The sequence below is a fragment of the Spirosoma oryzicola genome (assembly GCF_021233055.1).
Lineage (GTDB): Bacteria > Bacteroidota > Bacteroidia > Cytophagales > Spirosomataceae > Spirosoma > Spirosoma oryzicola.
Genome location: NZ_CP089538.1, coordinates 5,481,053 through 5,499,351, shown reverse-complemented (window position 1 = coordinate 5,499,351; position 18,299 = coordinate 5,481,053). Strand labels below are relative to the sequence as shown.

Here is an 18,299-nt window from a genome sequence, read left to right as displayed (position 1 = left end):
TTTTATTAATAACGACAATGAATTTAAGCAACCTTAAACCGGCAAAAGGTTCCGTCAAAGAGCGCAAGCGAGTCGGACGCGGGCAAGGATCAGGCATGGGTGGTACGTCCACGCGTGGTCACAAAGGAGCGCAGTCGCGCTCAGGTTACAGCCGTAAAACACACTTTGAAGGTGGTCAGATGCCTCTTCAACGTCGTGTTCCGAAGTTCGGCTTTAAAAATATCAACCGTGTCGAATACAAACCACTCAATCTGGATTCTATTCAGGCTTTGGTTGATGAGACAAAAGCAACAGTGGTTGACATTGACTTCCTACTCCAACACGGATTAGTAAGCAAAAAAGATCTTGTGAAAATTCTGAGCCGTGGTGAGTTAACAACGGCTGTGGAAGTTCACGCACATGCTTTCTCGAACAGTGCTAAAGAAGCAATCGAAAAAGCAGGTGGAAAAGCAATTGTGCCCGCTAAACCAGCGAAAGAGGAAGCAGCTAACTAAGTTGTGAGCACGGCATCAGCCGCCTACTTTTATGAACCGACTGATCACCACGTTTAAGAATATTTTTGCAATTGACGAGTTGCGGAGTCGTATCCTCAATACGTTGTTGTTTATTACGGCGTTTCGTCTCGGTTCAGCGATTGTGCTACCGGGTGTGGACCCTAACAAACTGAATTTGAACCCACAAGGTTTGCTTGGTTTGTTAGACACTTTTTTGGGTGGCGCGTTCAGCAAAGCGTCTATTTTCGCGCTGGGCATCATGCCCTATATATCAGCCTCGATTGCAATTCAGTTGCTAACGCTGGCTCTTCCTTATTTCCAGAAAATGCAGAAGGAAGGGGAGTCAGGCCGTAAGCGATTGAATCAAATAACACGAGTACTGACAATCGGTGTGACTGCTGTACAGGCAATCACATACATACGTACTACGATTCCTGCCGATGCGCTGCTGATCGATCGTGGACTGTTTACTATTTCGTCTCTATTTATTCTTACCTCAGGTACTATCTTCTGTATGTGGCTGGGCGAACGCATTACAGACAAAGGAATTGGTAATGGTATTTCGATGATCATTATGATTGGTATTGTATCTCGGCTTCCAGGCGCTATCATTGGTGAACAGCAGTCAAGAGGTACAGGTGGTTTGTTATTGTTTGTGCTTGAATTGGTTGCCCTTTATTTTGTTGTAATGGGTGCCGTTGTTTTAACACAAGCAGTTCGGAGAATTCCAATTCAGTACGCTAAGCAGGTTATTGGTAACAAGGTTGTAGGTGGTCAACGCCAATATCTGCCTTTAAAACTGAACGCTGCTGGTGTAATGCCAATCATCTTTGCTCAGGCGTTGATGTTTATTCCGGGTTATTTATCAGGTCTTTTTTCTGAAAAAAGTGATTTTGCCGCAAGCGTGCAAAATGCTTTCCAGAGCTATACCACCTGGCAATATAACGTGCTGTTTGCACTACTGATCATTGTCTTCACATTCTTCTACACGGCTATTTCGGTCAATCCGACTCAAATTGCTGATGATATGAAGCGTAGTGGCGGCTTTATTCCTGGTGTTAAACCTGGTATTCAAACATCGGAATATATTGGAACTGTATTGGATCGGATCACACTGCCAGGTGCTATAATGCTGGCTATTGTGGCAATCCTTCCTGCTATTGCGAACTTACTAGGTATGACTAGTGGCTTTGCTCAGTTTTTTGGCGGTACATCATTGCTCATCATGGTCGGTGTTGTACTTGACACATTGCAGCAGGTAGAAAGCTACTTATTGATGCGTCGGTACGAAGGATTAATGAAGTCTGGCCGTGTACAAGGTCGGACGAACGAGACAGTTGCAGTCTAACAAGAATGGGTAGTTCTGATAAAAAAGAGAAAATGATTTTTTACAGGAGTGATGAAGAAATCACTCTTATAAAAAATAGTGCCCAAGTACTTGGAAAAGCTCATGCTGAAGTAGCTAAGCTGATTCGGCCCGGTATACAGACAAAGGAACTGGATAAGGTCGCGGAAACGTTTATTAAAGACAACGGTGGCTCTCCATCATTCTTAGGTTATAATAAGTTTCCCGCTTCACTGTGCATATCGGTTAACGACGTAGTCGTTCATGGTTTTCCAAGCCGATATGAGCTTCGCGATGGTGACATTATCTCTATCGATTGCGGAGTTAAGTTGAATGGATATCATAGCGATAGTGCATATACGTATCCAGTGGGGGAGGTAAACCTGGCCACAAGAAAATTGCTGGCTCGAACAAAAGAGTCGCTATACATTGGTATAGAAAAGGCAATAGAAGGAAATCGTGTAGGTGATATTGGTTATGCGATTCAAACGTACACAGAGAAATTCGGCTATTCTGTTGTCCGCGAGTTAGTAGGACACGGAGTAGGGCAAAACTTGCACGAAGCTCCCGAAGTACCAAACTATGGTAAGCGTGGGCAAGGTCCTAAACTACAGGAAGGTATGATACTGGCTATCGAGCCAATGATTAACTTCGGTAAGAAGGCTATCGTACAGGAGCGTGACGGATGGACTATTCGGACTGTAGACCGTAAACCGTCAGCGCACTTTGAACACACAGTAGCTGTGCGAAAAGGGAAAGCTGAAATTCTGACAACCTTTGAATACATTGAAGCAGTAACCGCGAACACGAGCCTGATGGTCGAATCGCAAGGACTGATGGCGGCATAAAGCGAACATGGCTAAACAGAATTCTATAGAACAGGATGGTGTGATTTTGGAGGCATTATCGAATGCGATGTTCCGGGTAGAACTGGCAAACAAGCACGAGGTAATTGCTCATATCTCCGGTAAAATGCGGATGAACTACATCAAAATATTACCGGGAGATCGCGTAAAACTTGAAATGTCGCCTTATGATTTGAGTAAGGCGCGGATTGTGTACCGATACAAATAAGTCTTTAGGAGAAGTAGGGAAGGGCGTTAGGCTCTACTCAAACGGATAACTAAAAACGATAAACAGAAAAACTTTTATCATGAAAGTTAAAGCGTCCATCAAGAAGCGCAGTGAAGACTGCATCGTGATCCGTCGGAAAGGAAAGCTGTACGTGATCAACAAAAAGAATCCCCGTTATAAACAAAGACAAGGCTAAGAATGGCACGTATTGCAGGTGTTGATATTCCAGATAAAAAGCGTGGTGAAATTGCGCTGACCTATATCTACGGCATTGGCCGCAGCCGGGCAAAAAAGATTTTGACCGATGCTGGAATCAGTGTTGACAAGAAAGCTAGCGAGTGGTCGGATGAAGAAGCAAGCGCCGTGCGTAATGCTATCTCGAACGAGTACAAAGTAGAAGGTCAGTTGCGTTCTGAAGTTCAGCTAAGCATCAAACGCTTGATGGACATCGGTTGCTACCGCGGTCTACGTCACCGTAAAGGTCTACCAGTACGTGGCCAGCACACGAAGAACAACTCTCGTACGCGTAAGGGTAAGCGGAAGACAGTTGCTAACAAGAAAAAAGTTACTAAATAATTAACAGGTCGTTTCGAGTCATATATAGTCATGTACGGTTACCCGGTTTTTTTGGATAACAAATTATGACAGCTTATGACATTGACGATTACCTAACACAATGGCTCAAGCAAAACGCAAAGACAAAGCGAAAAAGCGGGTGGTAGTTGTTGAACCTGTAGGCCAAGTACACATCCGGGCTACTTTCAATAACATCATCATTTCGATTACTAATATGAACGGCCAGGTTATTTCCTGGGCATCGGCGGGTAAAATGGGCTTCCGTGGCTCAAAGAAAAATACCCCATATGCTGCTCAGACTGCCGCTTCTAACTGTGCTGCCGTTGCCCATGATTTGGGAATGCGTAAAGCAGAAGTGTTCGTGAAAGGTCCAGGTTCAGGCCGTGAGTCGGCAATCCGTACCATTCAGAACTCAGGGATCGAAGTAACCACGATTCGTGATATTACCCCGCTGCCGCACAATGGTTGCCGGCCGCCAAAACGTCGTCGCGTATAATTACGGATGACATGAATAGGGGCAGGTGACATTTAGTTGTGTCTGTCCAATGTTTCACAATTATTCATTCATTGAAGAATGGCACGTTACACAGGGCCAAAAGCCAAAGTTTCGCGTAAGTTCGGTGAGCCTATCCTAGGACCGAGCAAGGCGCTTCAGAAAAAGAATTACGGACCGGGTATGCACGGCCGTGGACGCAAACGGAAACAATCTGAATATGCGCTCCAGTTGCTTGAAAAGCAAAAAGTAAAATACACGTACGGTATCCTGGAGCGCCAGTTCCGGGCGTTGTTCCACCGCGCTCAGGTTCGTGAAGGTATCACGGGTGAAAACCTGCTGAAACTGTGTGAAGCTCGTTTGGACAATACCGTTTACCGTTTAGGCATTGCTTCATCACGCCGGGCTGCTCGCCAGCTGGTATCTCACAAGCACATCATTGTTGATGGTGAAGTTGTAAACATCCCTTCTTATTCATTGAAGCCAGGTCAACTGATTGGTGTTCGTGAAAAATCAAAATCGTTGGAAGCTGTTTCGTCTAGCCTATCGGCTCGTAACACGAAACGGTACAACTGGGTTGAGTGGGATAACCAACAGTTAACGGGTAAGTTCATCAGCTACCCTGAGCGTGATCAGATTCCTGAGAACTTCAACGAGCAGGCAATCGTCGAATTGTATTCGAAATAATAAGTCTAGCAGAACCTTCTGGGTTCTGCTGGTTTACTATAAATTGTTTGTAGTTTTTTCACCGGTTAAACTGTCCTAGCACAGCTTTGATCAGGATCTATACTACAGATATGTTTCAGTCTTCACGCCAAGGCAGAGAACTGCTGTAAACAATACGAAACGTATGTCAATTTTAGCGTTCCAAATGCCCGACAAAGTCGTAGTGGAGAAAGCTGACGACTTTCACGGGGTGTTTGAATTCAAACCCCTTGAAAAAGGATACGGTGTAACAATCGGTAATGCGCTCCGGCGTATCTTACTGTCGTCGCTGGAAGGTTACGCAATCACAAGCGTAAAATTCCCCGGCGTGTTGCACGAATTCTCTTCGATCGAGGGTGTGGTTGAAGACGTGACTGAAATCATCCTGAACCTGAAAATGGTTCGGTTCAAAAAGATTTCAGACATGGTTGACAACAAAATTACGGTCAACATTAAAAAACAATCAGTCTTAAAGGCTGGTGATATATCTAAGTTTTCGCCATCGTTCGAAGTGCTGAATCCTGAACTGGAGATCTGCCACATCGACGATACACGGGACTTAGAAATGGAAATTTTCGTGGAAAAAGGTCGTGGCTATGTTCCGGCTGATGAACCACGTGCAAATGAATTACCGTTTGGTCATATCCCGCTTGATGCTATTTACACGCCAATCAAAAACGTGAAATATAGCGTTGAGAATACCCGGGTTGAGCAAAAAACGGACTATGAGCGGTTGCTGCTGGACATTGAAACGGATGGTTCAATCCACCCAGAAGAAGCATTAAAAGGCGCAGCTTACATTCTTATTCAGCACTTCATGCTGTTCTCGGATCAAACAATGACGTTTGAAACGACTAAGCCTGAAGAAGAAAACGTGGTGGATGAGGAAGTACTGCACATGCGCAAACTGCTCAAAACTTCATTGGCAGATCTTGACTTGTCAGTTCGTGCTTATAACTGCCTTAAATCGGCTGATGTACGGACGTTGGGCGATCTGGTTCGGTTAGAGATTTCAGACATGATGAAGTTCCGTAACTTCGGTAAGAAATCGCTGACAGAATTAGAGCAATTAGTTGCTGAGAAAAACCTGACGTTCGGTATGGACGTCGCTAAGTACAGATTAGACGAAGACTAAGTCGGTTTGCGGTTTATGGTCTCGGTTTCTAGTTGACTGTGTTCATCGGTAAACCACAAACTGTAAACCATAAGCCGTAAACATCATAAAATAATGAGACACGGTAAAAAAGATAACCACCTAAGCCGGACGCACTCGCACCGCGAAGCGATGTTGCAGAACATGGCTTCGTCGTTGATCCTGCATAAGCGGATTGAAACGACGGTTGCGAAGGCAAAAGAACTCCGTAAGTTTGTGGAGCCAATTTTAACGCGGGCCAAAGATGACACCCACCAGAATCGTCGGATGGTGTTCCAGGCCTTGACGGATAAAGAAACAGTTAAAGAACTGTTCGGAGCGGTGGCTGATAAAATCGCCAGCCGTCCAGGCGGATACACGCGGATCATCAAATTGGGTAACCGGTTAGGTGATAACGCTGAAACCTGCCTGATCGAATTGGTCGACTTCAACGAAGTACTGATCGCTGCTGCCGCTGAGAAAGCGACGACAACGACAAGAACACGCCGGAGCCGTCGGAGTGGTGGCCGTTCTGCTGAAGAAACTGCTCCTGAAGCAGTAGCTGCTGCACCCGCTGCTGTTGCCGCAGAAACGCCAGTTACTGAAGAAGCACCTGCTGCGGAAGCAACAACAACGGAAGCCCCTGCTGACGAAACACCCGCTGCTCCTGAAGCATCAACTCCTGACGAAACGAAGGAAAGTTAATGACATACTTGTCATCCATATTAATAAGGGGTTAACCGTTATGGGTTAGCCCTTTTTTTTAGCTTTTTAAGCCAAAACGCATCTATGAAACATACGCAGCAGCCGGAAGCTTTATTGGTTTTACAAGATGGAACCGTATACAGAGGATTAGCACTCGGTAAAAAAGGTACTGCCGGTGGTGAAATCTGCTTTAACACGGGCATGACCGGTTATCAGGAAATTTACACCGATCCATCTTACTACGGACAGGTAATTATCAACACTACTTCGCACATCGGAAATTACGGCGTGTTGAACAATGCCGAGCAGGAATCAAATGGTGTCAAAATTCGGGGAATGGTTTGTAACTTCTTCTCTGATATCCATTCCCGCTATACAGCCTATGGTTCGTTACAGGATTATTTTGAGCGTGCTAACATTGTCGGTATTCATGGCGTCGATACACGTCAGTTAGTGCGTTATATCCGCTCCAAAGGCGTGATGAACTGCATTATCTCATCTGAGATTCTGGATCCGGTAGCTTTATTGGCGGAGTTGCACAAAGTACCGGATATGGCTGGGCTTGAGCTTTCGTCGGAGGTAAGCACAAAAGAAGCGTACGAGCAGGGCGATCCTGAATCGAAGTTACGCGTAGCGGTTCTGGATTTGGGTGTGAAGCGGAGCATTCTGTCTAATTTCAACGAGCGCGGAGTGTTCTGTAAAGTATTCCCGGCTAGAACGTCGTATAGCGAACTGGCTGCCTGGAAACCAAACGGCTATTTTATCGCTAATGGCCCTGGTGATCCGGCGGCTATGCCTTATGCCGTTGAAACTGTGAAGCAAGTTCTGGACGAGGAGAAGCCTGTGTTCGGTATCTGTCTGGGCCATCAGATTCTATCGCTAGCTAGTGGTATATCGACATATAAAATGCACAACGGCCACCGCGGACTTAATCACCCGGTAAAGAACTTGATCACGGGTCATTGTGAAATAACGTCGCAAAATCACGGTTTCGCTGTAAGCGCCGAGGAGGTGATGGATCACGATAATATTGAGCTAACGCACATAAACCTGAATGATAAAACGATTGAAGGGATTCGTCGTAAAGACAAGCCTGCGTTTTCGGTTCAGTACCACCCGGAGTCATCACCGGGACCTCATGATTCCCACTACTTATTTGATCAATTCGTAGGAATGATGAACGAGTAAAAGAAAAGCCTGGATACATTCCAGGCTTTTTTCAATTGATTGCTTTTTGCCAAAAAGTGCGGCTCCAAAATCGTTGAAACGGCCAGTTACGGCTTCTGAGCGCTATTGGTAAATATGCATGCGATTGCTTCAATGATTGCTGATAGTAAGCGTTATCATCCGTTAAAACGACTGCCTCATAATTACCGTCAGTCTCATCTTTAACGGTCAAATCCGCAAAAGGCAATTCGGGCTGCCAATTAGGATGCTGAACTATCAATTGGTCTCTCAATAATGTATTGATTAGCGGACTAGGATAAACCTGATAAGCAGGTTTAAAACGTTCCTCTGATACCGTGAGCGCATAGTCCAGATAGGCCTTCAGTAATTTGGGGCCATCGTTCGTTACGTCCGCTATGTTCATTTGGTTGGGCCAGAGGCTTGTGATGACGTAAATCCGCTCACGAGCTCTTGTAACGGCCACGTTCAGACGATTGGCTCCTCCTTGCGCGCTTAAGCTGCCGAATTGCATTGAGAGTTTTCCTCGTTCATCAGGCGCGTAGCCCGTTGAAAAAATAATAATATCCCGTTCGTCTCCCTGAATATTCTCGATGTTTTTAACGATCAGCCGCTCGTTAGTAACCTTACTCTCAAATTGGCTAATTATCGCTTCTGAGCCGGCTTCCAGCAACTCCTGGATTAACTGTTGTTGCGGATAATTGAACGTTACAACACCAATGGATAGCTCTGGCGATTCGGCCATCAATTGACCGATAAGCTGCACAATAGCTTCGGCCTCGATTTGATTGGTGTTCTGCTTCCATACGCCCTCAACGTTCTTGTACCGAATGGCTGGTTCATGCCGATTAACCGTAGAGAAATAAGGCAGTAGCTGAAGCTTATTTTGATAAAAATGGACGTTCGAGAAAGTAATCAGGTCAAGAGATCGACTACGGTAATGCTCGGTTAGCGAAATCTGAGGCAGTTCCTGAACCGCTAATTCCAACAGCGACTCTACTTCAAGCGAGGGCGCAATTGTCTCGCTGCTGATCTCAATGTCATCCACCTGAGTCCGGTATAAATCATTCGGGCGTAATTGCTGGCTATCGCCCGTTATAACGACCTGCTTAGCGCGGAAGATAGCTGGAATCCCATTTTCAGCAAAGCACTGGGAGGCTTCATCGAATATCACCAGATCAAATAAGCCAGCTTGTAGCGGAAACATAGCCGATACCGATTCGGGCGAGGCCAGCCAGCAGGGGATAAGTTTGAATACCTCGTCGGCAAAAGACTCCATTAACTTCCGAACAGGCCATATCGTGCGCTTCTTTGTCGTCTGATGAAGAAGGTCGCGATAGGTAACGACATTATTGAGTCGATTAAACGTTAGATTTCGGTATGTTTGATCGCGAAGCTTAACTAATAAGATGTCTCGGCTCAGTGCCTGTTTACGCAAAACGCTCTGTTGTAAATCTTCTTCGGTTTGAGCCATTTTCAACGAAGATACGCTCCGTAGTTCGGGGTATTTTCGCTCTAGATGATCAATCCAAGCTAAGCCGAGCGAGTTCATAAATGTTTTTACCCAGTGACTAGGATCAATAGTTATGAGTCGCTCGATGACGGATTTCTCTATGGTCGAGAAGCTTTCGTTCAGACGGTCGGCTTCTACTAACAAATCAAAATCTTGCCGGAGCGATTGTCGAAGTTGAACAGCCTCGTTATCGTTTCGCCAGATTGTCACCAACTGGGTCTCGCTCAGGTAAGTTTGAGCCAGTGTTCGCTCCCTTTCTACCGACCTTGCTATAACAAGTAGTTCTTTAACAGTTTCCTGAAAACGAGCAGCCGTTAGCCAAGTAGACGTTGGCAGTTGACTAAGAGAAATAATAGCGTTTGAACGTTCAATAAAACCAATAGCACGGCGAAGAATATGTAAACTATCTGGCGTTTCAGCAAGGGGAAGATCGGCTAACAACGGGCTTATTCGGCTTTTAAGCACTTCCAAGCTAACGCGTTTCGCTACTTTGCTGCGAAGGATTTTTATATCCGCTTGAGAAACGGTTAGGTTATTGGATGAGGCAACCTGCTTGAGCTGGATTTTCCCTTCATTCGTAAGTTGCCACCAGTTCCACCGGACCCATGACGAGTGAGCTTGTAAAGCCTCAACAAGTAACTGGTCAAATGATGAAAGATCGTTCAGCGATACCGTCATCTCAGGTCCAGGTAATGCTAGGATAGCTTCCCATTCGTTGGCTAAAGACTCAAGCTGATCTTGGTTGACCGTAAAAGCAGGGTGCTTTGGCTTGTTGCGTAGATACTGAATTATCGGCCAGAAATCTGACCTATTCGCTTCGTCAAGCGTAGTCAGTAAAGCCGAAATTTCCGGATCGTTAGCCTGCCAGTTGGCTAACTGATCGAGCGTAAGCGGTTTATCAACGAGATTAACCGCCTGGACGTGGGCCTTTAGCACAGCTTCTGTCCATTTGGCAATAGCCTGATCTGCCTTCGGTAGATCAAATAGCGTAAACTCTGCAAAACTACGTCGGGAAGCCCAGGGATGTGATGGACTTAACCGATGCTTATAGTCAGCATAAGCGCTTAATCGCCTAGTAAAGTTATCCATATTATTGGTGTGAAAATGTGGATAACTATCGCCTAGCGGAATTGAGGGGGCGTTTGGGCTGGTTGTTAAATAAAGTTCTTTGGCAGAAACGCCACATTCACTAGTGCTAAAAAGAGCTTCTTTAAACGCCCGTAGTTCAGAGACAGCCTCATCGATCCGTCGGCTTTCCTGATCGAAGTTTCGTTCGAGTAGTACTGCGTTCAGACTGGTATTTTGCTTCCGGTAAGCACCTATCTGCTCAATCTGATTGGCTATCTGTGCGTAAAGTGCCCGACGATCGTCCTGAAAGTCATGAATTAGAGCAACAAACGGCCCCATACCTACCTGCTTAAGGCGAGCCTGTACGACATCGAGCGCAGCCCGTTTTTGGCAAACTAGTAGCACACGCTTACCAGCCGCAGCCGCATCGGCCATCAAGTTGGCAATAAGCTGTGATTTACCAGTACCGGGCGGGCCCTGAACAACCAATGACTGTCCGCTTTTCACCGCTCGTAAAGCAGATTCCTGCGAAGCATCAAGGGGTAAGGGTGTATGGATTCTGTTTTCGGGTAAAGCAAGAGATGAGTTTTCGGGGAGGGTAGGAAAGAGGTCTAAAAGTTCTGCGCTTTCGGGCTGTTGACGCTCTGCAAGCAGTTTGTCGTAATCAGGGACTAAATAAGAGCCGGCTTGCGGAAAGATGCCCAGTACAGCCTCCGGGTACAATTTTAACTCGCCCGTTCGTTCAAGTTGATGGAGACTTTTAGCCGTTTGTGGATCGAAGAAGTGAAGCGTATCGACAAAAAGATTCTGATTGAAATTGATCTCAATAGGACCCGCTTTTAGCCATTCGTACAGCTGGGTTCGAAAAACAAGTGCGTCCTGGTCAAAGTCGTCCAACGTTTTTTCCAGAATTTCATCCGGAATCCGTACCTGATTGTACTGGCCATAAGCCAAGACAAACGTAGGATTAAGAAAGGCGAATTCATCGCTTCGTCGAACTAACTTCCAGTATTTGCCCTGTTGTTCAATTTGAATCGGGAAAAAGAGCAGAGGAGCATGGACCACCGTTCCATCCATAAATTTCCCCCGGACAAAAGGCCAGCCGACGTACAAGTCTTCGGTACCGCGCTCTTCTGTGATGAACTTGGCCGTGCGGGCGATTCGCCGAAGTTTTCGGCTTACTTCGTTGCTGCGCTCGTGCCGGGCGTCGAGAACTTCGCTTATTGTTAGGGACGACTTTCTGCTGATTAACTCGCTGATAAGGTTAAACGACGAGCTGTTGACCAGGAAGTCGGCCTCATGTAGATCAAGAAATTGGCTTGCGGGTAAATTCGTCAGTAACAACGATCGATTCCGGCTACTTAGATTAACGAGTCGTCGGCGAAAAGCGCGCAGAATGTCCGAACGGTAAGGCATTCGATTAGAATGATGAGCTATCGATATAACGCATGTAGTAGGCGAAATAACGATAGCTCATCAAAATACGCATAAAAATCACACCGGGGTTTTAGTCGATTCAGATTTGTTTTCTGGAATCAGCAGCGAAGCCAAGATGCTGATTCCTAAGATACCAACAATAACGTACAGTGAATAAATCGGCGTAAATCCTATGCCGGCAAGCCAGTGTTCAGCCAGCATTTTTGCACCAATAAACGTAAGTAGTACGGCCAGTCCTACTTTCAGGAATCGGAACTTGCTAATGATGCTCGACAGGAAGAAGAACATAGAGCGAAGCCCCATGATGGCGAATACGTTCGAGAAGAAAACAATGTATGGGTCTTTCGTGATCGAAAAAATCGCCGGAATGGAATCAACGGCAAAGACAATATCCGTAAAGGCAATGACGATAACAATGATGAACAGGGGCGTTACAAATAGCTTCTTGTCCGATTTCCGCCGAATAAAAAAGTTATCTGAGACATTGCGGGGGTAAATACTCAAATATTTGCTGGCAAATCGGACCACTGGATGACTAGCGGGTTCAATCGTTTCATCTTCGTCTTTCTGAAAAAACAGTTGTAAGCCTGTATAAACCAAAAACGCACCAAATAAGTACATAATCCATTCGAACCGTTGGATCAGGGCGGAACCGAGGAAAATGAATACCATCCGTAAGATGATTGCGCCTAAAATTCCCCAAACTAATATCTTTTTAAAGTAACGTGGTTGGACGCCGAACGACTTGAAAATCAGAATAAAAACGAAAATATTGTCGGCAGATAAGGAATATTCTACGAGATACCCCGTAATGTATTCCAGTGACATATTAGCCTGGAACCGCTCTAAACTGGCCGGAAAATTGTTAGGTATTAGCTTTACATGTTCAGCGTATCGGTTGCGAACTTCCTCCAGTCGGGCCATGTCGGTAATACCATGAACGAGATAACCGAAGTGTTGTAGAAAGAAATAGAAGGCAATCGAAAGAGCGACCCAGATAGCGCTCCAAATGGCTGCCTCCTTAAACGCTACTACATGGCTCTTCTGCTTGGTAAATGCTCCCAAGTCAATAGCCATAATAAGCAGAACGAACGCGGCAAAGCCTAGAAAGAATACAGTTTCGTTTGAAAACATACAGAGTAAGGTAGATAGCGAACCAACGCCAAGAAGATGGAGAAGTCGATATTAATCTACAAATCTACGTTCAATCTATCGAAGCCGCTGGCTTCATGCAGCAAATAATTGGCATAATGCTATCAACCCGTTAGTTTTGGCCTATGTTTAATAATAAAAAAGTTATTGTAGTAATGCCCGCTTATCGGGCTGCGCTAACGTTGGAGCGTACCTACCGAGAAATCCCTTTTGACTTAGTAGACGATGTGATTCTGGTTGATGATGCCAGCCCTGATAATACCGTTGAAGTGGCTCGGCAACTAGGTATCCGGCACGTCATTCGGCATGATATAAATAAAGGGTACGGTGGGAATCAAAAGACCTGCTACGCCAAAGCGCTGGAATTAGGAGCCGATATTGTAATCATGTTACATCCTGATTATCAGTACACGCCAATGCTTTTGCCTGCCATGATCTCAATAATCGGCAATGGGCTATATCCGGTTGTCTTTGCGTCGCGTATCCTGGGTAAAGGCGCGCTGAAGGGCGGTATGCCTATGTACAAATACGTTGCTAACCGGTTTTTAACATTTGCCCAAAACCTGCTGATGAATCAGAAACTGTCGGAGTACCACACGGGTTACCGGGCATTTTCGGGTGAGGTATTACGCAGCTTAGACTTTAGCCATAACTCGGACGATTTCATTTTCGATAATGAAATGATCGCCCAGATTTTTTACAAAGGCTACGAGATTGCCGAAGTAACCTGCCCTACAAAATACTTTGAAGAAGCCTCGTCGATTAACTTTCGGCGGAGCTCGATCTACGGATTGGGCGTTTTACGCACGTCGTTGTTTTACTGCCTTACAAAGCTAGGCTTAATGCGTTGGAAGATTCTGACGTAGCGTAGGTCGACGACAGAACAGATTCCTGAGTAAGTGCTTCGAGTACCATCGCTTCTAATGTCAAGCCCGGCCCAAAGGCGCAGCTCAGAATATTGGGCCGGTTCGTGTCTACCTCAGCAGCTCCCGAATGTAAATCTTCCCAAATCGCTTTAAGAACAAATAAAACCGTCGCTGAAGACATATTTCCGTATTGCCGAAGTACATTGTAGGCATAACGGTCATCGTTAGCGGTGATCCCTAGTTCAGCCTCAATCACCTCCAGAATCCGACGTCCACCTGGGTGCAGTGCATACTGGCCGATATCCGACAGCGTCAAATCACATTGAGTCAATAATCGATGCATTAGTTGGCCGATTCCACGCTGGATATGATTCGGAACTTCGGCGGTAAGCGTCATCTCAAAGCCAAAATCACTCACATGCCAGGCCATTGCATCTTTTCCTTCGGGTAGTAGGTCACAGTAGAAAGACCGTAAGCGGAACGATTGATCAGGGCGCGGTTTACTCTCAACCAGTACCGCTGCTGACCCATCCGCAAACAAAGCGTTTGACAAAAGGTAATCCGTATCGGTCTTTTTCTGGAAGTGAATGGTACATAACTCAACGCAAACAACTAGCACTTTTGCTTCTGGTTCTGCTCGGACAATCGCGTTAGCGGCTTTGAGACCGTTAAAAGCGCCGTAACAACCCATGAAGTTGATCGCTAGTCGTTGCGTAGTTGTCGGTAAACCAAGAGCTTCAATGATTTCAATGTCCGGACCAGGAGCGTATAGCCCCGTGCAACTTACCGTAATCAGGTGAGTTATTGTTTGTGGATCGAAATCAGGGTAACTGCTAAAACAGTTGTGTATAGCTTTCAAAGCCAGTGGAACTGCTTCCTGCCGATAAACACCCATTCGTTGGCTCACCGTTGGAAACGGCTCCATACCGGGCGTATTTGGGTAAAATGTAAACTCGCCTGGTGGCCGCGTATAGTCAGCCATGACTGTGTGACGCTTTTCAATTCGTGTATAGCGATATAAAGTCATCAGGCGACGACGCTCGCGTTCATCAAACTGAAGAAGATCGGCCATAAACTCAGCCGCGTGCTGTTGTGACGCGTAAAAATCCGGTACCGCCGTACCAATGGCATTAATATAACCGTCAGATTGAGATCGCATTGGGACTTTACGCTAAAGCGTTCATTTATTCATAGAGGACTGTCAGGTGTATAACTACACTCATTAATGAAAGTTCTGTAAATTGAGCCCACTGAGCGAAACATCCATGACTAACCGAACGATTTGGTTACATCTACGCGTACCTTTTTCCTTTTTTCTGCTACCCATGTTCTGGTTTGCTGTCAGTCAGTCAGCAGCACCTTCTGTCGGAAAGTCGATTCTTGTCTTGATCGTTGTCCATCTGTTGCTTTATCCCGCCAGTAACGCCTACAACAGCTATTTTGATAAAGATGAAGGAAGTATTGGCGGCTTAGAAGCTCCGCCCCCGGTCGATAAAGACCTTTATTGGGTATCGTGGTTACTGGACGGCATAGCGCTTTTGTTGGGAATGTTTGTAAACTGGCCTTTCATTGTTTACCTGCTCGTTTATGGCTTCGTGACCAAAGCGTACAGCCACGACCGAATTCGGCTAAAGAAATACCCAATCCTAAGCTGGTTCCTGATTAGTTTTCTTCAGGGAGGAATAACGTACGTCATGACGTATATTTCGATCAATGATTTGCCCATGTCGTCTTTAGCGCAGCCCAAGCTACTTTTTGGCGGAGTATTGGCCACGCTGAATCTGATGGCGCTTTACCCCGTTACACAAGTATATCAGCATGAAGAGGATGCTCGTCGGGGTGATATGACCATTAGCCGACTCTTAGGGGTTCGGGGAACGTTCTTCACTGCTATTGCCATTTATATTTTCTCGCTTATTGGATTCTATAAGTATTTCGATGGAAGCTATATCGTGTTGCTGTACTTGTTGTTCTTAATGCCTGCCATCGTCTTTTTTCTCCGTTGGTTTTGGCGCGTACATCAGAATGCGCATTTTGCCAATTATCGATACACCATGCGTATGATGTGGATATCGAGCATCGGTCTCAACAGTTTTTTTCTGCTGCTGATTGTATTAACCCGTTAAGGATCAGTTTTAAACACGATGAGGGTAAAAAAAACATGAAAAATTTTAAGCTGTAGACTTGACAAACGAATAAAACACCCTAAATTTGCATCCACAATTCGCCGAGAGATGGCGAACAACAAACGCGAAAGTAGCTCAGCTGGTAGAGCGCGACCTTGCCAAGGTCGAGGTCGCGGGTTCGAACCCCGTCTTTCGCTCCAAAAAAGGCACCGACCCCGGTGCTTTTTTCATACATGTCTGCTTCGAAGAAAGAGGGCATGCCGGGATGGTGGAATTGGTAGACACGCCGGACTTAAAATCCTGTGGGCTTTACGGCCCGTGCGGGTTCGACTCCCGCTCCTGGTACTTGTTAGTTAAAAGGTCATATCTGAACGGATGTGACCTTTTTTGTTTACGTTTGGACGAATAAACATTCAATCATAGTATAAGTCGAATGCGCTAAGCTTGTATACACTATTGGTTGCTTTTATAATCTTAGTTAATTAGTATTTGTAAAATATATTTCGGTAACATTTATGGCATAGAATGTGATATTATGTTTTAATGATTAAATTAAGTCTTACAATAATGCTCGGCTACATAAAAGAGCAAGTAGGTTTGATCGACTGCATAAAGTATCAATAATGTCAACAGAACTTTACATTGATCGTAAAACTGTGTTGCTAATCAAGGATATCGTTCGATTAGAAGGAACAGGTAATTACACAAAGATATTCGCAAGAGAAGGGAAGTCATTTACAAGCAGTAAGACATTGAAAACCCTAGCTGCGGAATTACCAGAACTACCTGATTTTATTCGTATTAATAAAACTCACCTTATCAACGCAGGCTATATTACTGGATATCAGTACGACATGGGAGGTGACGGTAAGAAATTTCTGGTTGTGTCAATGACGGATGGAAGTTCACTAATCGTTAGCCGCAACCGAGAGTTGGCGCTAAGGAGGTTGTTGACTAATACGTAGCAAGCTATTTAGGTATCCTAAACCACCAATGTACAAAAACCTATCCTACACTGCTTCTCTTTATATTCTGGTAGTGCGCAACTGTAAATTTATTATTTGGTGACATCTATGGTAGCATAATTATTTTCCGTAGAAGCTAATGGGTAACGGATGAGTGACGATACAGAAATAGTTGTGTTGACGATTAATAAAAAACCCTACCAGTAAAACCAGTAGGGTTTCTATATCCACACCAGATAGTAACAACGGAGGATATGTCGTTTGTACTACCGAGTCTAATATAATAAACTACCAATCAATAAGTAACCAGTATTCATTAAAAGAAATTTATGTATGATCAGCTTCCCGTGTGAAGACTGGCTAAGAAGTGTTGGGTAACCTAGGTGAGCTTAAAATCGTTTTAGTGCGGAAAGCATCTTTGAGTACGCGAGTCGTTGAGCGGCTATCGGCTATTCATTTACTAAATGGAACGGTATGGGCATTTACATTGGAACGTCCGGTTGGAGTTATGATCACTGGCAAGGTGTTCTATACCCGGATCATACGCCAGTTCATAAGCGGTTAGATTACTATATGCAGCAGTTTCAAACGGTAGAATTGAACAGCAGTTTTTACCGTTGGCCTAAACAATCTACGTTTGTTCAATGGTATCAGCGGTTACCCGAAAATTTTCTCTTATCCGTTAAAGCGCCTAGGGGACTGACTCACGCAAAAAAACTGTATGCCCCCGAGATCTGGATGGAACGGATCAAAGCGTGCTGGCACGAGTTGCGTGAGAAAAGGGCGGTTTTACTCGTACAACTGTCTCCTCAGCATGTTTACGATTACAATCGGTTGGCTTATTTTCTGGAACAAATTCCCCATTGGATGCAAGTAGCGGTAGAATTTAGACACGTGAGCTGGCATAACGAGTCTACTTTTTCACTGCTGGAACAACATCGGGTAGCTTACTGCATTATGAGCGGGGCTCAGCTACCATGTTTACTATTGAGTACAGCTCCTTTTGTGTACGTTCGATTGCATGGCCCAGATCATCAGTACTTGTATGGCGGTTCTTATTCAGATACCGATTTGCAGTGGTGGGCTGATCGAATTAACGAATGGACTGGTGCAGGAAAAGATGTGTATGTATACTTCAACAACGACGGAGCGGGTAATGCCGTTCGTAATGCACAGAGATTACAAAGAATGGTAGCCATCCAATAAGCAGAAGTAGCCAATATGTGGCCTTAAGTTGCCGGTCAATTAATTTGTGGTTGTCTTTAGTATACTTGTAATGATGCTATATTACCTTTGCATAGTATACAACGAGATAGACGCCGTTGGTACTTCAAGCGCTGCCAAGTCCACGATTTGGCAGGGACTTTCGTACTGAAAACTAATCCCCGTCAGTAATGCTGTCGGGGATTATTGCTATTGGATGGCTTTTAAAGCGATGATATACCCCGAGAGGGACAACGATT

General features: G+C 45.2%; 18 protein-coding genes and 2 tRNA genes. 17 read left to right on the top strand and 3 right to left on the bottom strand.

Translation table 11 applies throughout. From position 1 onward, the window contains the following. The first annotated feature begins 17 nt into the window (after positions 1–17). The 11 genes from rplO (at position 18) to carA (ending at position 7,712) form a co-directional block, all read left to right on the top strand. A complete protein-coding gene (rplO, locus tag LQ777_RS23160) occupies positions 18–494 on the top strand; it encodes a 50S ribosomal protein L15 (RefSeq protein WP_232560302.1) in 477 nt (158 codons plus the stop codon). 31 nt (positions 495–525) lie between these two features. Then, positions 526–1,842, top strand: coding sequence for a preprotein translocase subunit SecY (secY, locus tag LQ777_RS23155; RefSeq protein ID WP_232560301.1), 1,317 nt, complete (start codon positions 526–528; stop codon positions 1,840–1,842). Positions 1,843–1,847: 5 nt separating this feature from the next. After that, positions 1,848–2,687, top strand: a complete 840-nt coding sequence (gene map, locus LQ777_RS23150; protein WP_425276915.1) for a type I methionyl aminopeptidase — start codon at positions 1,848–1,850, stop codon at positions 2,685–2,687. Positions 2,688–2,694: 7 nt separating this feature from the next. After that, entirely contained in the window at positions 2,695–2,913 is a 219-nt protein-coding gene (gene infA, locus LQ777_RS23145; protein WP_009284801.1) for a translation initiation factor IF-1, read from the top strand. A gap of 79 nt (positions 2,914–2,992) precedes the next feature. Continuing rightward, the gene (gene ykgO, locus LQ777_RS23140; RefSeq protein ID WP_009284800.1) at positions 2,993–3,109 is read left to right on the top strand and encodes a type B 50S ribosomal protein L36; all 117 of its coding nucleotides are present in this window, start codon (positions 2,993–2,995) and stop codon (positions 3,107–3,109) included. Between the two features lie 2 nt (positions 3,110–3,111). Then, positions 3,112–3,489: a 30S ribosomal protein S13 gene (gene rpsM, locus LQ777_RS23135; RefSeq protein ID WP_232560300.1), complete on the top strand. Its 378-nt coding sequence runs from the start codon at positions 3,112–3,114 to the stop codon at positions 3,487–3,489. Positions 3,490–3,589: 100 nt separating this feature from the next. Continuing rightward, a complete protein-coding gene (rpsK, locus tag LQ777_RS23130) occupies positions 3,590–3,985 on the top strand; it encodes a 30S ribosomal protein S11 (protein WP_093827728.1) in 396 nt (131 codons plus the stop codon). Positions 3,986–4,063: 78 nt separating this feature from the next. Continuing rightward, positions 4,064–4,669 carry a 30S ribosomal protein S4 gene (gene rpsD, locus LQ777_RS23125; RefSeq protein ID WP_232560299.1) on the top strand — a complete coding sequence of 202 codons (606 nt, stop codon included), beginning with the start codon at positions 4,064–4,066 and terminating at the stop codon, positions 4,667–4,669. A 163-nt stretch (positions 4,670–4,832) separates the two neighbouring features. Next, positions 4,833–5,822, top strand: coding sequence for a DNA-directed RNA polymerase subunit alpha (locus LQ777_RS23120; protein ID WP_232560298.1), 990 nt, complete (start codon positions 4,833–4,835; stop codon positions 5,820–5,822). A 93-nt stretch (positions 5,823–5,915) separates the two neighbouring features. Next, positions 5,916–6,524 carry a 50S ribosomal protein L17 gene (rplQ, locus tag LQ777_RS23115; protein ID WP_232560297.1) on the top strand — a complete coding sequence of 203 codons (609 nt, stop codon included), beginning with the start codon at positions 5,916–5,918 and terminating at the stop codon, positions 6,522–6,524. Between the two features lie 84 nt (positions 6,525–6,608). Further along, positions 6,609–7,712: a glutamine-hydrolyzing carbamoyl-phosphate synthase small subunit gene (gene carA / locus LQ777_RS23110; RefSeq protein ID WP_232560296.1), complete on the top strand. Its 1,104-nt coding sequence runs from the start codon at positions 6,609–6,611 to the stop codon at positions 7,710–7,712. A gap of 31 nt (positions 7,713–7,743) precedes the next feature. Here the strand turns inward: carA and LQ777_RS23105 are convergent, their stop codons facing one another. After that, positions 7,744–11,706, bottom strand: a complete 3,963-nt coding sequence (locus LQ777_RS23105) for an AAA domain-containing protein (RefSeq protein WP_232560295.1) — start codon at positions 11,704–11,706, stop codon at positions 7,744–7,746. A gap of 78 nt (positions 11,707–11,784) precedes the next feature. After that, positions 11,785–12,861, bottom strand: coding sequence for a TerC/Alx family metal homeostasis membrane protein (locus LQ777_RS23100; RefSeq protein WP_232560294.1), 1,077 nt, complete (start codon positions 12,859–12,861; stop codon positions 11,785–11,787). Between the two features lie 143 nt (positions 12,862–13,004). On the opposite strand from LQ777_RS23100, the gene LQ777_RS23095 reads away from it, so the two are divergent. Continuing rightward, positions 13,005–13,745: a glycosyltransferase family 2 protein gene (locus tag LQ777_RS23095; protein WP_232560293.1), complete on the top strand. Its 741-nt coding sequence runs from the start codon at positions 13,005–13,007 to the stop codon at positions 13,743–13,745. Here the strand turns inward: LQ777_RS23095 and LQ777_RS23090 are convergent. Next, entirely contained in the window at positions 13,705–14,904 is a 1,200-nt protein-coding gene (locus LQ777_RS23090; protein ID WP_232560292.1) for a type III polyketide synthase, read from the bottom strand. The genes LQ777_RS23095 and LQ777_RS23090 overlap by 41 nt on opposite strands. 166 nt (positions 14,905–15,070) lie before the next feature. Between LQ777_RS23090 and LQ777_RS23085 the strand changes: the two genes are divergently transcribed. The 5 genes from LQ777_RS23085 to LQ777_RS23065 all read left to right on the top strand — a co-directional run bounded on the left by LQ777_RS23085 (position 15,071) and on the right by LQ777_RS23065 (position 18,042). Continuing rightward, positions 15,071–15,871, top strand: coding sequence for a UbiA family prenyltransferase (locus tag LQ777_RS23085; RefSeq protein ID WP_232560291.1), 801 nt, complete (start codon positions 15,071–15,073; stop codon positions 15,869–15,871). A gap of 124 nt (positions 15,872–15,995) precedes the next feature. Further along, positions 15,996–16,071: transfer RNA gene (locus tag LQ777_RS23080), tRNA-Gly, on the top strand. A gap of 59 nt (positions 16,072–16,130) precedes the next feature. Continuing rightward, positions 16,131–16,216, top strand: a tRNA-Leu gene (locus LQ777_RS23075). Positions 16,217–16,494: 278 nt separating this feature from the next. Then, the gene (locus tag LQ777_RS23070) at positions 16,495–16,836 is read left to right on the top strand and encodes a LytR/AlgR family response regulator transcription factor (RefSeq protein WP_232560290.1); all 342 of its coding nucleotides are present in this window, start codon (positions 16,495–16,497) and stop codon (positions 16,834–16,836) included. Between the two features lie 474 nt (positions 16,837–17,310). Further along, positions 17,311–18,042: a DUF72 domain-containing protein gene (locus tag LQ777_RS23065; RefSeq protein WP_232560289.1), complete on the top strand. Its 732-nt coding sequence runs from the start codon at positions 17,311–17,313 to the stop codon at positions 18,040–18,042. The last annotated feature ends 257 nt before the right edge of the window (positions 18,043–18,299 follow it).

Coding starts and splice junctions, on each gene's coding strand:
- rplO (WP_232560302.1), top strand. CDS start 18: ATGAATTTAAGCAACCTTAAACCGGCAAAAGGTTCCGTCAAAGAGCGC.
- secY (WP_232560301.1), top strand. CDS start 526: ATGAACCGACTGATCACCACGTTTAAGAATATTTTTGCAATTGACGAG.
- map (WP_425276915.1), top strand. CDS start 1,848: ATGGGTAGTTCTGATAAAAAAGAGAAAATGATTTTTTACAGGAGTGAT.
- infA (WP_009284801.1), top strand. CDS start 2,695: ATGGCTAAACAGAATTCTATAGAACAGGATGGTGTGATTTTGGAGGCA.
- ykgO (WP_009284800.1), top strand. CDS start 2,993: ATGAAAGTTAAAGCGTCCATCAAGAAGCGCAGTGAAGACTGCATCGTG.
- rpsM (WP_232560300.1), top strand. CDS start 3,112: ATGGCACGTATTGCAGGTGTTGATATTCCAGATAAAAAGCGTGGTGAA.
- rpsK (WP_093827728.1), top strand. CDS start 3,590: ATGGCTCAAGCAAAACGCAAAGACAAAGCGAAAAAGCGGGTGGTAGTT.
- rpsD (WP_232560299.1), top strand. CDS start 4,064: ATGGCACGTTACACAGGGCCAAAAGCCAAAGTTTCGCGTAAGTTCGGT.
- LQ777_RS23120 (WP_232560298.1), top strand. CDS start 4,833: ATGTCAATTTTAGCGTTCCAAATGCCCGACAAAGTCGTAGTGGAGAAA.
- rplQ (WP_232560297.1), top strand. CDS start 5,916: ATGAGACACGGTAAAAAAGATAACCACCTAAGCCGGACGCACTCGCAC.
- carA (WP_232560296.1), top strand. CDS start 6,609: ATGAAACATACGCAGCAGCCGGAAGCTTTATTGGTTTTACAAGATGGA.
- LQ777_RS23105 (WP_232560295.1), bottom strand. CDS start 11,706: ATGCCTTACCGTTCGGACATTCTGCGCGCTTTTCGCCGACGACTCGTT.
- LQ777_RS23100 (WP_232560294.1), bottom strand. CDS start 12,861: ATGTTTTCAAACGAAACTGTATTCTTTCTAGGCTTTGCCGCGTTCGTT.
- LQ777_RS23095 (WP_232560293.1), top strand. CDS start 13,005: ATGTTTAATAATAAAAAAGTTATTGTAGTAATGCCCGCTTATCGGGCT.
- LQ777_RS23090 (WP_232560292.1), bottom strand. CDS start 14,904: ATGCGATCTCAATCTGACGGTTATATTAATGCCATTGGTACGGCGGTA.
- LQ777_RS23085 (WP_232560291.1), top strand. CDS start 15,071: ATGTTCTGGTTTGCTGTCAGTCAGTCAGCAGCACCTTCTGTCGGAAAG.
- LQ777_RS23070 (WP_232560290.1), top strand. CDS start 16,495: ATGTCAACAGAACTTTACATTGATCGTAAAACTGTGTTGCTAATCAAG.
- LQ777_RS23065 (WP_232560289.1), top strand. CDS start 17,311: ATGGGCATTTACATTGGAACGTCCGGTTGGAGTTATGATCACTGGCAA.